At 60.6% G+C, this 13,587-nt stretch carries 10 protein-coding genes; 1 reads left to right on the top strand and 9 read right to left on the bottom strand.

All coding sequences use genetic code 11. The features are described from left to right. From ACURWW_RS13590 to ACURWW_RS13630, 9 genes are all read right to left on the bottom strand, one after another. Positions 1-1,419, bottom strand: coding sequence for an MmgE/PrpD family protein (locus ACURWW_RS13590; protein ID WP_445618062.1), 1,419 nt, complete (start codon positions 1,417-1,419; stop codon positions 1-3). After that, positions 1,416-2,543, bottom strand: a complete 1,128-nt coding sequence (locus ACURWW_RS13595) for a CapA family protein (RefSeq protein ID WP_445618063.1) — start codon at positions 2,541-2,543, stop codon at positions 1,416-1,418. The genes ACURWW_RS13590 and ACURWW_RS13595 overlap by 4 nt, the downstream gene beginning before the upstream one ends. Beyond that, positions 2,540-3,526: an ABC transporter ATP-binding protein gene (locus tag ACURWW_RS13600; protein WP_445618064.1), complete on the bottom strand. Its 987-nt coding sequence runs from the start codon at positions 3,524-3,526 to the stop codon at positions 2,540-2,542. Before ACURWW_RS13600 ends, ACURWW_RS13595 begins: the two co-directional genes overlap by 4 nt. Then, positions 3,523-4,545: an ABC transporter ATP-binding protein gene (locus tag ACURWW_RS13605; protein WP_445618065.1), complete on the bottom strand. Its 1,023-nt coding sequence runs from the start codon at positions 4,543-4,545 to the stop codon at positions 3,523-3,525. Before ACURWW_RS13605 ends, ACURWW_RS13600 begins: the two co-directional genes overlap by 4 nt. A gap of 1 nt (position 4,546) precedes the next feature. Next, positions 4,547-5,386: an ABC transporter permease gene (locus tag ACURWW_RS13610; protein ID WP_445618066.1), complete on the bottom strand. Its 840-nt coding sequence runs from the start codon at positions 5,384-5,386 to the stop codon at positions 4,547-4,549. 3 nt (positions 5,387-5,389) lie between these two features. Beyond that, positions 5,390-6,316, bottom strand: coding sequence for an ABC transporter permease (locus ACURWW_RS13615; RefSeq protein ID WP_445618067.1), 927 nt, complete (start codon positions 6,314-6,316; stop codon positions 5,390-5,392). Next, complete coding sequence (locus ACURWW_RS13620) at positions 6,313-7,896, bottom strand: ABC transporter substrate-binding protein (RefSeq protein ID WP_445618068.1); 1,584 nt, start codon at positions 7,894-7,896, stop codon at positions 6,313-6,315. The genes ACURWW_RS13615 and ACURWW_RS13620 overlap by 4 nt, the downstream gene beginning before the upstream one ends. Before the next feature lie 134 nt (positions 7,897-8,030). Continuing rightward, complete coding sequence (locus ACURWW_RS13625) at positions 8,031-10,184, bottom strand: TonB-dependent receptor (protein WP_445618069.1); 2,154 nt, start codon at positions 10,182-10,184, stop codon at positions 8,031-8,033. Positions 10,185-10,479: 295 nt separating this feature from the next. Beyond that, positions 10,480-12,507: a M16 family metallopeptidase gene (locus tag ACURWW_RS13630; RefSeq protein WP_445618070.1), complete on the bottom strand. Its 2,028-nt coding sequence runs from the start codon at positions 12,505-12,507 to the stop codon at positions 10,480-10,482. Positions 12,508-12,668: 161 nt separating this feature from the next. Between ACURWW_RS13630 and ACURWW_RS13635 the strand changes: the two genes are divergently transcribed. After that, entirely contained in the window at positions 12,669-13,310 is a 642-nt protein-coding gene (locus ACURWW_RS13635; RefSeq protein ID WP_445618071.1) for a DUF2959 domain-containing protein, read from the top strand. The last annotated feature ends 277 nt before the right edge of the window (positions 13,311-13,587 follow it).

The following is a 13,587-nucleotide window of genomic DNA, read 5'->3' on the forward strand; positions in this document are numbered from 1 at the left end:
CTATAGAAATCTGAACAGGCTCTGTTGAAGATCAACAGCCTGCTCCAGGGAAAGAATGGCCGCGGCCAGGGCTTCGGCGTCCTCCTGCTTCAGTGGTTTGCGGGCGTGGCGTACGCAGGCGCGGAATTTTTCCAGGAGATCTTCTTCAGAAAGGGGCCGCGCGGGCGATCCGTAGGGCTGGTCCAGCTCCCGGTCGTGATGGCATCCGTCGTTCATGACGATGCGCATTCGGCCGGAGGTCATTCCCGCGGGGTCCTGCAGCCGATCGTCCACGTGATAGTGGACCTTCTCCGCCAGTTGCAATACGGCCTCGTGCCTGCGGGCGTCGGCGGAAAAGCTGTCCAGGTTCACGCTCCCGTGAATCAGTGCGCTGGCCACACAGAACGGAATACTGAATTTTGCATCGATGGCAGTTGCAGGGCGGCACTTGCTGGCCCGCGGCTGGGCCAGCATTTGGTTGACCCGGTGGCCCTGCACGTCGATGCGCTCAATCTCCTCCACCGCAATCTGCTCCTCTCGCACAAGGTTTAGAGCGGCCTCGATATAGGCATGGGTTCCCCGGCAACTGGGCCAGGCTTTGAAGCTGAGTTGAGCGATTTCGAAGACTTCGCCCAGCTTGTTCACAATGTTGTCGGGCTCGTAGTGACCTCGTGCAACCATTGCGAAGAAGCCGGCTTTACCTTCAAAGGGTTCAGCGAAGCCCGTGATGCCGCGAGCGGCCAGGAGCGCCGACTGCACGCCGGTTTGCGCGGGAAACGCATCGCGAATCGCCCGCACCTGACTGTGGGGGTTGTACTTTATCTCGGCGCTGCAACTGTTCTGCAGCAAGGTCAGGGAAAATGCATTCACCACCTGCTCCCCACTCAAGCCGTACAGGCGGGCAGCCGTTGCCGTGGCGCCGAAGGCGCTGAGAATGGGCGGTGGATACCAGCCATAGTCATCCAGCGGTATCTGCAGGGCGAGCCCCAGGCGGCACACCACGTCGCAACCCACGGCGATGGCCGTCAACAGCTCACGACCGCTCACGTGACCCAGGCCTTCGGCCACGGCAAGGGCCGCCGGGATGGTGGCCGCATTGGGATGCACCAAAGCACCGTCGTGGGCATCTTCGAAATCCAGCGCGTGGGATAGCGCGCCATTTGCGAATGCCGCCTGCACCGCGGGGACTCTCGCCTTACTGGCGAACAGTGTGCTTTCCCCAGCGCCACCCTGGGTGATCGCCAGATCCGAAAATGCGGAACAACCTTCTCCCAGGGTGGTGGCCGCCAGGCTCACACCCAATTGATCCAGCAATGCGTAGCGCGCGTAGCGAAGTGCTTCGCGGTCCAGTTGCTCAAAGCGGGTGTCGACCACGAAGTCCGCCAGGGCCCGCGAGATACCCCCGACTCGTTGATGCGCTTGCTTCGTCGATTGATTCACGCCGGCTCCACCACAATCGAATCGCCTTCCCGGCGGAAACTTGCCGGCAATTCCTGGTCGCGAGTGATCTCTTCGATATAGCTGACCACCTCATCGAAACGCGGGTCCGTGGTGGACAGAATCTCGGGCACGGCCTGGGTATCCACGTAGGTCGGCAGGTAGGCCACCTTTTGAATCCCGCCGTTTTCAATCTCCACCTTCACCACCGCCGTGCGACGGGAATCCGGCGGAAAGTTGTAGCGGCTTTCAAAGTCCGGAATCCATTCCGGATGCAGGCCCTGAATCTCCCGGAAGCCCTTGCTCTGGGCATGCTCCGGGGTCATGGTCAAATCCACGGCAAAATTGCAGAGGCTGTAAAAGATCGGCTTACCCTTGTAGACCTCGATCCCTTTCAGGATGTGTGCATGATGACCCAGGATCAGGTCCACGCCGTGATCGATTGCAACATGGGCAACCTCGCGCTGGTAGTCGGCAATCACCTTCGGTACGAAATGAATGCCCCAGTGGATGGACATGACCACCACGTCCGCCTGTGACCTGGCTTTTTCGATATCCGCGATCAGCGCCTCCAGGTCACCGCGATGGGCGAAGGTGTGAACCCGACAGGGCGTACCCGGCTGATCGTGCTCGATCGGCTCGTAGTGGGTGAAGGCGCGCATGGGCGCGCAGCCCGGGCGGTCCGCTTCCGCCCAGTAACACTGGGGAAGGATGGAGGAATAGGCAATGAAGGCGATCTTCGTCCCCTTGGACTCGACGATCAGCGGCGTGCGGGCCTCGCTGATGTTGGCTCCCACGCCCACCACACCGAGCGCCTCCTCGCGCAGTGCGTCGATGGTGTCGAAAAAAGCCTCGCGCCCCCAATCCATACAGTGATTGCCGGCGAAGGACACGACGTTGAAACCTGCGTCCTTGATCGCGGTTGCCGTCTCCCGTTGCAGGCGCGTGGTATGGCGGGCCTGAGGCAGGCGTGTACCGCGCTCGGAAATATTGGCTTCCAACTGGCAAAAGGCCACGTCCGCCTCGCTGAGAACCGGGCGGGTTTTTGCAAAGATGGTGTGGGGGTCATCCCGCTCGGGGAGCACATCGCCCACGCAATACATCAAAACGGAATCACCTTCGCTCATTCACTTCGCTCTCTTTCAGTTGAAACTTCCACCCGCGGACACGCCACTTTGCGATCACAACCGAGCAACTGCAGCGACGGCTCGCTATTCGAACATTCGGGCACCGCGGCGGGGCAGCGGGTATGGAAGCGGCAGCCGGCGGGCGGATGGAGGGGACTGGGGATCTCACCGTACAGACCCGGTATGGTTTGCCGATCGCCGGGGTGCTCCGGCAATGCCGAGGCCAGCAAGGCCCGTGTGTAGGGATGAAACGGCTCGGCGAATACCACTTCGCAGGGACCGCTTTCCACAACCTTGCCCAGGTACATGACGGCAAGGCGATCGCTCATGAAGCGCACGGTGGCCAGATCATGGGCGATAAACAGATAGCTGATGCCCAAGGCGTCCTGCAGGTCCTTGAGCAGGTTGAGGATTTGCGCCTGAATGGAAATATCCTGGGACGACACGGGCTCGTCCAGGACGATCAGGCGCGGCCGGGAAATAATGGCCCGGGCGATGGCTATGCGCTGGCGCTGGCCGCCGCTGAACTGGTGAGGATATTTCTCCCCATCCGACGCGCTCAGGCCTGTGGCTTCCAACGCTTCACCGACCCGGCGCTTCACCTCCTTCCGGCTCCTGTCCGCACCGGAGCCCGCAACCCGCAGCGGTTCCGCCACAATGCCTTCCACGCGCATGCGCGGATTGAGCGACGCGTAGGGATTCTGGAACACCGGCTGCACCTCGCGGCGAAAACGTCGCCACTCCTCCCGGGACATCTCCGCGGTATTGCGCCCATCGAAGCAGAGGCTTCCCGAAGTGGGCGGCGTCAGCGCCAGCAACAAGCGGCTCAGGGTGCTCTTCCCGCAGCCCGATTCACCCACCACCGCCAGTGTTTCCCGCGGAAAGATCTCCAGGTCCACATTACTGACCGCCTTGAGGGTTCCGCCGTCCACTTCGAAATGCCGGCTTAAACCACGCGCGGACAGGATCGCCGATTCACTCACAGACACGCCCCCTCAACCGGCCCACGGATCGGCTCCGCCCCGTCCTGGTCGAGTACCGGATACCAGCAGCGCACGCGGTGATCCCGTCCCGCGGACTGGACCGGCGGCCGCTCCCTGCGACACTGTTCCCGGGCGCGATCACAGCGCGGCGCAAACCGGCAACCGCTTGTGACATCGCCCGGTTTCGGAGGCGCGCCGGGAATCGACACCAGTCGGTGGGGCTTGTGATTAATGCTGGGGCGGCTGCCCATCAGTAAATGGGTGTACGGGTGTGCGGGACGATCGAAAATTTCCCCAACGGGCGCGTCTTCCACAATGGTTCCGCCGTACATGACACAGACCCGATCACACATTTTTGCCACCACACCGAAGTCGTGGGTGATCAACAGAATCGAAAGGCCCATGGAACGCTGAATGTCCTGCAACAATTGCAGGTACTGAGCCTGAATGGTGACATCGAGGGAGGTCGTGGGCTCGTCGGCAATCAACAGCCGAGGTTCGCAGGAAATGGCGATGCCGCCCACCACCCGTTGACGCATGCCGCCGCTCAATTGGTGAGGGTAGTCGCGAACCCGGTCCCCGGGTGCGGGAATGCTGACCCTGCGCAGAGACTCCACCACCCGCCCCGCAAGCTCCGCCGCCGGCACCTGACCGTGACAGCGAATGGCTTCCCTGATCTGATTGCCGATGCTGAACACCGGATTCAAAGAGGTCATGGGGTCCTGCAGGATCATGGAAATCTCGCGCCCCCGCAGGCTGCGCATCTCCCCATCACTCAGGGCCAGCAGGTCCCGGCCGTCGAACATGGCCGTGCCACTGTAACGCGGGCGGTCGCGTTTTTCATGCAAGCGCATCAACGAGAGTGCCAGAGTGGATTTGCCGGACCCGGATTCGCCCACGATTCCCAGAGTCTGGTTCCGGTCCAGGGACAGGCTCACCTGATCCACAAGATTCAGGTCCCTGCCCGCGCTGCGCAGGGAAACGCTGAACTGTTCCAGTTGCAACAGGGGTTCGCTCATTTCAGTTCTTCACTCCGCCGCGCAGCTTCGGATTCAGGTGTTCGGCGAGTGAGTCGCCCAGTACATTCACGGACATGACGGTTAACACAATCGCAACACCCGGCACCATGGCAAGCCAGGCGGCGGAGAACAGATAGGAGCGCCCCTCCGCCACCATGGAGCCCCAGGCCGGTGTGGGGGGCGGCACCCCGACTCCCAGAAAGCTCAGGGAGGACTCCAGAATAATCACGGTACCCACCTGAAGCGTTGCCAGCACAATGAGCGAACCGGCGATGTTGGGCACCAGATGGCGGGTCATGATGGTCACCGTTGAACACCCGGCACTGCGCGCCAGATCCACAAACTCCCTGTCTTTCAGGCGCAGCGTTTCCGCTCGCGCCATCCGCGCGTACTGGGACCAGAGCACGAGGCTGATAACCAGAATCACATTGGCAAAGCCCGGCCCGTACAAGACGCCGAACAACAGCGCGAGAAGAATGATCGGGAAGGACAGAGCAAGGTCCACCAGACGCATAAGAACGGTATCGGTCCAGCCGCCGTAATAGCCTGCGATGATTCCCAGCGTGGAACCCACCATGCCGGAAAACAGAATGGCCAGGGCGCAGACTGTAAGCGAAATTCGCGCGCCGTAAATCAATCGGCTGAGCACGTCCCGGCCCAGGCGATCCGTTCCCAGAAGATGGTCGGCACTGCCCCCTTCCGCCCAGACCGGGGGCATCAGCCGCTCCACCAGAACACCCTGGGTAGGATCCTGGGGCGACAACAGCGGTGCGAAAATCGCGACTCCGATCAGCAAGGCCCAGAGAGCGGCGACCACCACCGTGACAGCTTTGTTCAGCATGGCTCAGCGGCTCCCGTGCCGGATTCGCGGGTCCACCCAGGCATAGGCCAGATCCACGATCAGGTTGATCACGATAAACAGCGCGGTCATAAACAACACCACGGCCTGAATCAGCGGAAAGTCCCGGTTAAGGATCGCCTCAAAAGCCAGACGGCCGATGCCCGGCCAGGAGAACACGGTTTCCACCACCACCGCGCCGGTGATCATGGTGGCGAAAAAAGTGCCCATGAAGGTCATGACCGGAATCAGGCTGTTGCGCAGGGCGTGCTTCCACACCACACCGGCTTCACTCAGCCCCTTGACCCGCGCCAGCCTGACGTACTCGCTGCTGAGGGCGTCCATCATGCTGCTGCGCACCAGGCGCGTCACGGCCGCTGTAGTGAACAGCCCCATGGTGATGGCGGGCAGCACGTAGTGCGTCCAGCTCCCGTAACCGGAGGTGGGCAACCAGCCGAGCTTTACGCCAAACAAATACATGAGCACCAGCCCCAGCCAGAAGGCAGGAATGCTTTGGCCCAACAGCGCCAGCAAACGCGCGCCGATGTCACCGGCCTCGCCCTGCCGAACCGCGGCCACCACCCCCAGGGGGATGCCCACGGCCATGCTGAACACAAAGGCCACTGCCGCCAGTTTTACGGAAGCCGGGAAGCGCTCCAGCACCATCTCGAGCGCCGGGCGCTGTTCGCCCATCAGGGAGGACCCGAGATCGCCGCGCAGGGCCCGCGCGGCGAAGTTGCCGTATTGTGTGATCAGCGGTTGATCCAGACCCAGTTCGCGGGTGATGCGCGCGCGATCCTCATCCGATGCGTAGTCGCTGAGCAACAGGGCCACGGGATCACCCGTAAGACGGCCCAGCAGAAATACCACGACGCTCATCAGAAACAGTGCGACCACCATCTCCGCAAAGCGGGACAGAACGTATCGCTTCACGGTGCCACCCGCCGTTTGATCAGATCCACGTTAGTCACATGCTGGCTGAGAGACGGCCATGACTCGATCCGGTCACTGGCGCCGTAAGGTTCGTTGCTGAAGATCAGAAAAAGCCCCGTCGCCTCCTCGCGAATCAACTGACCCATTTCGCGAATCAGTTGCTCCCGTTCTTCGGGGTTGAGAGTATTTTCAATGGCTTCAAGGCGGGATTCGGTTTCTTCATTGGCGAAGGTGGCGAACACGCTGTCCGAACTGTAGCTGGCCTGCAGTCCCACCAGCGGCGTGGGAAACGCAATACCCCGGTGAGTCCAGACGAAACCGGTGGCTTTGCCATTCACCTGGGCGGTGCGCTGGGTAATCCAGTCGATGGGCACAATGTGCACGTCGATGCCGATGGCCTCCCAGTACATGCCGACGATCTCGCCGATGATGGGCAACTCCGCACCGGGGGTGGTGGTAAATGTTTTCAGGGTAACGGAGAAACCGTCCTCGTATCCCGCTTCCTTCATCAGAGCTTTGGCCCGCTCGGGATCATAGGGATAGGGCGGAATGTCGAAGAACACCTGGGCCGGAAAGTCCGTGCCCGCCACGCGACCCTCGCCATGGAAGATCGCCTCGAGGATGGTCTCCTTGTCCACCGCGTAGTTCATGGCCTGGCGAACCTTCTTGCTCTGCCACGGCACCTTGGGGTTGTAGAACTCAGTTGCGGTCTCCACCAGACCGCCGAAGCGAATGATGGGGGACCAGGAATTGCTGATGGAAATGATGTTGATTCCATAACGCTTCAGACCCGCCACGGAATCGAAGGCGACCGGCGCCAGGTCCACCTCCCCCGCGCGCAGCATGGCTATGCGGGTGGACTCCTCCGGCACCGCGAGAAACCGAACGCGCTCGAAGTCCGGGCGGGAACGCCAGTGATTGTCCACGTCGACTACCGTTTTTACGGTTACCGATACCCCGCTCCGGTAGGCGTCCAGAACGTAAGGCCCCGTACCCACGGGTTTGCGATTAGCGGCCCGCTCGCCCACCTCTTCCACATAGCGCCTGGACACGATCATCGCCTGCATGGCATTGGACAGATAACCTTGCACGAAGGCAATGTCCGGCCGCTTGAGCCGAATCACTACCTGATATTCTCCGGCAACCGCGACATCTTCAATGATGTTGCGCATGGAGGAAGACGGCCCGGATACGGCAGAGGGATCAATGAGCCGCTCCAGGGAATACTTTACGTCCTTTGCCGTTACTTCACCCCAGCCATGATGAAACTCAACGCCCCGGCGAATGTTCAAGGTCCAGACCTTGCCGTCCGGGGAAACATTCCAATCAGTTGCCAGGCCCGGTTGGAGGGCGTGGGTTTGCGGATCCACATACGCCAGGTATTCGTATATCGTATCCAGGTAAACCTTGCGCCCTCCCCCACCCATCCAGGGAAGGAAGGTTTCTTCGTGCAGGGTGGACATGGCGACCCGCAGGGTGCTGTCGGACCAGGACTCTGCGCGCGCGGCGACAGCCGCGACAACACTGAGGCACAACGCAAAGATCGAAATCCAGCGCCCGAAACCCGGTCGTAATTTCACTGCCCAACTCCGCATCACATCACCCAAATCGCCTACGCGCATTCGGCAAAAAAAGAGCGGAAGGATCAATCCGCTCAAAGGGAGGCACAAACCGTCGGTTGGGTTAGCGAAGCGTAACCCAACAAATTCTTCTTCTAAAACTCGACCTTCGTCCGCAAACCAAACTGCCGCGGCGCGCCGTAGATGGGGCCACCGTCGGCACTGGACGAACTCTGGATCTGCGAAGCGACGTATTCCTCATCGAACAGGTTGGAGACAAATGCCTCCACCATCCAGCGCTCGGACGGGTAGGCCGCAAGCTTGAGGTCGGTAATGGTGCGCGATTCCACATAGGTTTCCGGGTGAGCGAATGGGGTGGCCAACTGCTCGTCCGTGTAGGAGACCTGCAGGCGGGGCACCAGGAGCATTTCACCCAACAGCAGATCGTACTGGATTCCCGCGTTGGCGGTCAGCTCCGGTGAGAACGGCAGATCATCCCCGTCGCGCACCCATCCGTTGCCGCCCCCGTTGGTATCGTTCAGCAGAACGTCGCCGTCGAAGCGGGCATTCAGATAGCCGAGACCAAAGTTGAAGCTCAGCGCATCGTAAGCACCGGTCAGTTCCAGCTCCGCCCCGTAGGACTTCGCCGACGCGGCGTTCTGGGTCACCGGCAGCGGCGGGCCAAACAGGGCCAGCAGGCTGGAGAACTGAATGCTGTCGTAATCGGAGTAGAACAGGTTGCCGTTCAGGCGCAGGCGGCCCTCGTCCAGTGTGGTTTTTACACCCACTTCCAGAACGTTATTGGTTTCGGGTTCGAAGAAGCCCTGCCGGGGATCCAGGTTCACGCCGCCCGCCTTGTATCCCTTCGACAAAGTCCCGTACCACATGGTGTCCGCATTGCTGAAGTAGTTCAGACCGATACGACCGGTGGTCTCGCTGGATTCCTGAGTCGTGGTGCAGGGAAAGCAGTCGGGCGGAGGCGGCCCTGGCAGAATGACGCGCTCGTAAACCTGCTCATCCTCCGAGTAGCGGGCACCCGCTGTTAACTGGACCTTCTCTGAGACGAAGGCATCAACCTGTCCGAATACGGACTGCGATGTGTTTTCCGCCTCGGTGACAATGTTGGAATCGCTCTGGAGAAAATCGTGGGTGTTCTGTTCATCGCGGTACAGCTCAAGGGGCACATCGTCGGCCATGTAGAACGCACCGAGCACCCACTGCACCGGGCCATCGCCGCTGGAAAGCAGGTTGAGTTCCAGGATGTCTGTTTCAAACGTGGTCTTGGCCCAACTGACCCGGCCGGCTCCGCCAAGCCCTTCGGCAATCTCCGTAGAAGTGCGATCACCATCGGTCTGATCGTTGGTATAGCCATCCTGGGTTGAACCGAGCGCGCGCAGCTCCGTGGTCTCGCTCAGATCCCAGCGCCCTTCCACTGAAAACCGATAGCCTTTCTGGTTGAGAAAAGAGCGGCCATCGTAGGAAATTTCGTAAGGATCGGTGTTGGGATCGGTGCGATTTTTAACCGCGATGTTGCCGCTTTCGAGGTCGAAAGCTTCGTAGCGAACGTTATAGGACTGCCCTTCGGAGGGTTGCACCAACAAGTTCATCCGGACGCTGCCCAGGTCGCTGCTGCCAGGGTCCATTCCAGCCGAGGGTCCGTTGTTATCCACCCAGCCATCGCGGGTTTCGTAGATGCCGGCCACACGCAGCGCGGCGACGTCCCCCATGGGTAGATTCACCCCTGCCTGGGTGCGATACCAGCCGTAGCTGCCGGCGGTCTGGTCCACGTGTCCGCCGAGGATGCCGAGCTCCGGTTTGGGCGTGGTGACGTAAACAGCGCCGCCGGTGGAGTTCTGGCCCGTCAGCGTACCTTGCGGCCCGCGCAGAACTTCAATGGCGCCAATGTCGTAAAAGCTCTGCCCGATAAACTGCTCGTGTGGAATCAGTACGCCGTCCACATAGTAGGCCACCCCCGGGTTGGAAGTGGGCGCGGACTGGGCGATCCCCACGCCGCGGATGTTGATGAAGGTGGAGCGGTTGTAGGAATTGATGGCCAGGCTCGGCGCGACCTGCTGAATCTCGTCAATATTGTCGACGCCTTTCTGGTTCAGCGCATCGCCGGTCAACACCGTCGCGGAGATGGGAGTCTCCTGCAAATTGACCTCGCGCCGTTCGGAGGTGATGACAATTTCCTCCAGCACACGGTCTCCGCTCTGTGCGACCACCGGCAGCGACAGACCGGCCATACCTAACACAAGCAGGCTGACGGAGCTTGTTGGGAGGATGGAGGTGGGTATCTTTACAGTCATTATTTTTGTCCTTCACTTTGTTCGAGGGAAGCCGAGCTCGACGTGTGAACAGCTTATGATTGGTTGTGGTTGTTACCCGTATACGCCCTGAATCAGGGGATGCTCTGTTATCAGGACATTATTATTTGTTTGTTATACAAACTAATTGCACAGCATTCTAGGGTGAGTCGTATCAAATTCCAATAGTTTGCCTTATAAAGGATTTTCATATCGTCATTGTCATTTAAGTTCATTTCCCCGCACTCCGGGTCTGCTGTTCCCTCTGCAGAACGGACCAGCCCGGTCCTGTAGACGCTCAACCCGCCTCCGGTGCGACAATTCCCGCCTCCTGGTCGGGTTGTGCGACGAGTTCTGCCATCGGCACCCCTCGCTGTTGCAGGTACCCGAGCAACTCGCGATTGTCCCGCACACGAAAGAAGTAGCCGAGGCGATCGCCGACCCTCAGGTACACGCCCTGCCCCATTCCCCAATGCAGAAAGACGGTCGTGAAAGCACGGCGGCTGAACAGCACGGAGAAGAAGGAGCATTCGCGGAGCTCACGCACATCCCGGTAATCGTAAGCAGTGGAGCGGAAGGTCCAGAACTTGATTCGCCAATGATGGGTAAAGAACAGCAATTTGCGAGGCACCAGAGCCGGCACGCTGAATACCAGGGCCATCCCGGCCGCCAGCAGCGCCAGGGGTAAAGTGCGCTGCAACGCGTAGGAGTCCGCCTTGGCCAGGGTCAGGGCCAGCGTTTCCCAGCCATTATACCCCACCGCTACCAGCAAAAACCCCAGGGCAGACGCGGTCAGCATCCAAAGCGCCAGCAGCCCGGGAGCCAGGCGCAACTTGCATAAATAGCGAATCTCGCGCATGTCCACCGGCCGGGCCCAGCGGGAGCGCAGCATCCGGATAATCAGGAACAGGACCACCAGCGGCCCGACGCCCTCCAGCCAGACAAGAGCGATGGGGATCGGGCGGGTAAGCTCCAGCAGCTCATTGGCGGGTGTGAATGTTTTTGTCATCCATTCGCTCAGCTCCCTCTGGCTAAGCCCTTGCCAGTGGGCCACCCTGTCCGGGAATCCGCTGTAGATATCCTTGTTGCAGAGCACGTCCACGGAGCACAAGCGGGCAATGGACGCTGCGCTCGGGTAGCCCATGGTCAGATCACTCACGGCCCGCGCGCGGACATTCTCGAATACTGACCCAGGGAGTCTTCCCTGCTGCAGTTCGGCGAGCGTGTCACGGATCTCCCTCTCCACATGATCCGCCCGGCCTCGGGCGTAATTGCCGGAGATGGAAACGAGACCATGCCCGGCATAGGCATCCACGTTCACGGACACGGCGTAGGTTGCCTTACTTTCCACTCGAAGGCGTTGGTTCAGGAGATGGCGCAGAAAGCGCGCGCTGAACCAGGCCATCTCGAGGTCGTACGCACTGGGCGAGAAGAGCTTGTAGCGAAGTTTGTGATCCACGTTCTGCACCCACCGGAAACTCACCCGTCGGGTGGGCTGGCGGGAGGGGCGGACCTCCTGGAGTGTGCTCACTCTTTCTCCCTGGGGCGCCCAGGTGCCGAAGCTCTGATCCACCAGTTGTTTGACGGCGTCCCGCGGGGCATCGCCGACGATCATCACCGTCATGTTCTGTGGGCCGTAATAACGGTCGTAAAAACCCTGAAGATCCGCTACATCAATCCCCCGCAGGGACGGGTAGCTGCCGATCACGCTGCGATAATCCCGCACCAGCCCAAGCTCCCGCTCCCAGACGTCGGACTTCACCAGCAACTTGTTGCCCCAAAGCCATTGCTGGATGCGGTCCAGGGGCTCGGTGCTGGCCGGATAACGGCGACTCTTTTCCAACATGACCACCCGCCTTTCCGCATCTGCCACGGCGGGGCCGAACCGGTGCCCGCGCAACAGATCGTGCATCCAGTTCAATCCAAAGCGCCACTCGGCGGCCGGCAGGTCCACGTAATAGCGGGTCTCATAGCGGCTGGTGGTGGCGTTCTTGCGCCCGCCCCGGTCCAGCACTGATTGCTTGATCTCCTCTTCCGTCCTGCCCCGGTGATCCGTAAACACCATATGCTCGACAAAGTGGGCCAGCCCTTCCCGCCCTTTGGGGTCGAGGCTGGAACCCACCGGCAGCAAGACCTGAATGTAGATATCGGAAACCTGGGGCATGGACTTGAAATGCACCCGCAAGCCAGAGGGGTAGTCCCAGGTCTCCACCTGGGCGAAATTGTTGGGGCGCGGCTCAGGATCAGGGCGGAACTCAAGCTCGGCCGCTGAGATGATCGGGAACAGTAAAAGGAGCAGGATGAGGAGACGGGAAAACAGCTTCATGAGGGACCGCTTTACTTGTTACTCCCTCGAGCATAGACCACCAATGGCTGAGGTAAAGGTTGCCGGCTCAGCTAGCGTGGCGCTGCTCTCGGTCGTGGCCCCACTCTGGCTCGCGGTGTGCATGCATTACTTGAGAATCAGTCCCCCCCCTGGAGATCAAAATGAAGCGCATAGTCCCCGCCTTCGCGGCCGTCTTCCTGCTGATCGGCTGTCAGTCTGCCTATTACAGCACTATGGAACGCTTTGGCGTTCACAAACGGGATATCCTGGTGGATCGGGTGGAAGACGCCCGGGACGCCCAGGCGGATGGCCAGGAGCAGTTCACCTCGGCATTGGATCAATTCCGGGCCATGGTGGAGTTTGAAGGCGGCGAGTTGGAGGAGCGCTACGACGCGCTCAACGCAGAGTTTGAGGACAGCGAAGCGGCCGCCGAGGAAATTCACGACCGTATCGACGCCATCGAAGAGGTTTCAGGAGCGCTTTTTGACGAATGGGAAGATGAGCTGGCCCAATACTCTGACGCCAGCCTCCGCCGGGAGAGCCGCAACCAGCTCAACAGTACCCAGCGGCGCTACGGCGAGCTGATTGCCGTCATGCGCGAGGCGGAGAACCGCCTGGACCCGGTCCTGGACGCCATGCGCGACCAGGTCCTCTACCTCAAGCACAACCTCAACGCGCGAGCCATTCAGTCCCTGAGAGGCGAAGTAAACGTAATCAACCGCGACGTGGACCAACTCCTGGAAGCCATGCGCAAATCCATTGCCGAAGCAGATGAGTTCATAGAGGACATGCGGCAGTCGTAAGCCGAACTGGTGGCAAGCCGTGGGGGGACCCGGTATTGGATGGCTCGGTGTTGGGTTACGCTTCGCTAACCCAACCTACGGGTCATTCCGCTGCGCACCTTGATTTCTGCAAGGAATGTAGCGGCGAGGTGTTGGCGGCGAGGTGTTGGCGGCGAGGTGTTGGCGGCGAGGTGTTGGCGGCGAGGTGTTGGGTTACGCTTCGCTAACCCAACCTTGTATCTGTCCTGCGACTCTGGCTAGCTACCGGGGCGCGAATGAGGGGCAGGTAAGTTCGACC

The organism is Gilvimarinus sp. F26214L (assembly GCF_054401055.1).

Excerpts from the sequence above, each read along its gene's own strand:
- ACURWW_RS13625 (WP_445618069.1), bottom strand. The coding sequence starts at position 10,184 with ATGACTGTAAAGATACCCACCTCCATCCTCCCAACAAGCTCCGTCAGC.
- ACURWW_RS13595 (WP_445618063.1), bottom strand. The coding sequence starts at position 2,543 with ATGAGCGAAGGTGATTCCGTTTTGATGTATTGCGTGGGCGATGTGCTC.
- ACURWW_RS13605 (WP_445618065.1), bottom strand. The coding sequence starts at position 4,545 with ATGAGCGAACCCCTGTTGCAACTGGAACAGTTCAGCGTTTCCCTGCGC.
- ACURWW_RS13635 (WP_445618071.1), top strand. The coding sequence starts at position 12,669 with ATGAAGCGCATAGTCCCCGCCTTCGCGGCCGTCTTCCTGCTGATCGGC.
- ACURWW_RS13610 (WP_445618066.1), bottom strand. The coding sequence starts at position 5,386 with ATGCTGAACAAAGCTGTCACGGTGGTGGTCGCCGCTCTCTGGGCCTTG.
- ACURWW_RS13630 (WP_445618070.1), bottom strand. The coding sequence starts at position 12,507 with ATGAAGCTGTTTTCCCGTCTCCTCATCCTGCTCCTTTTACTGTTCCCG.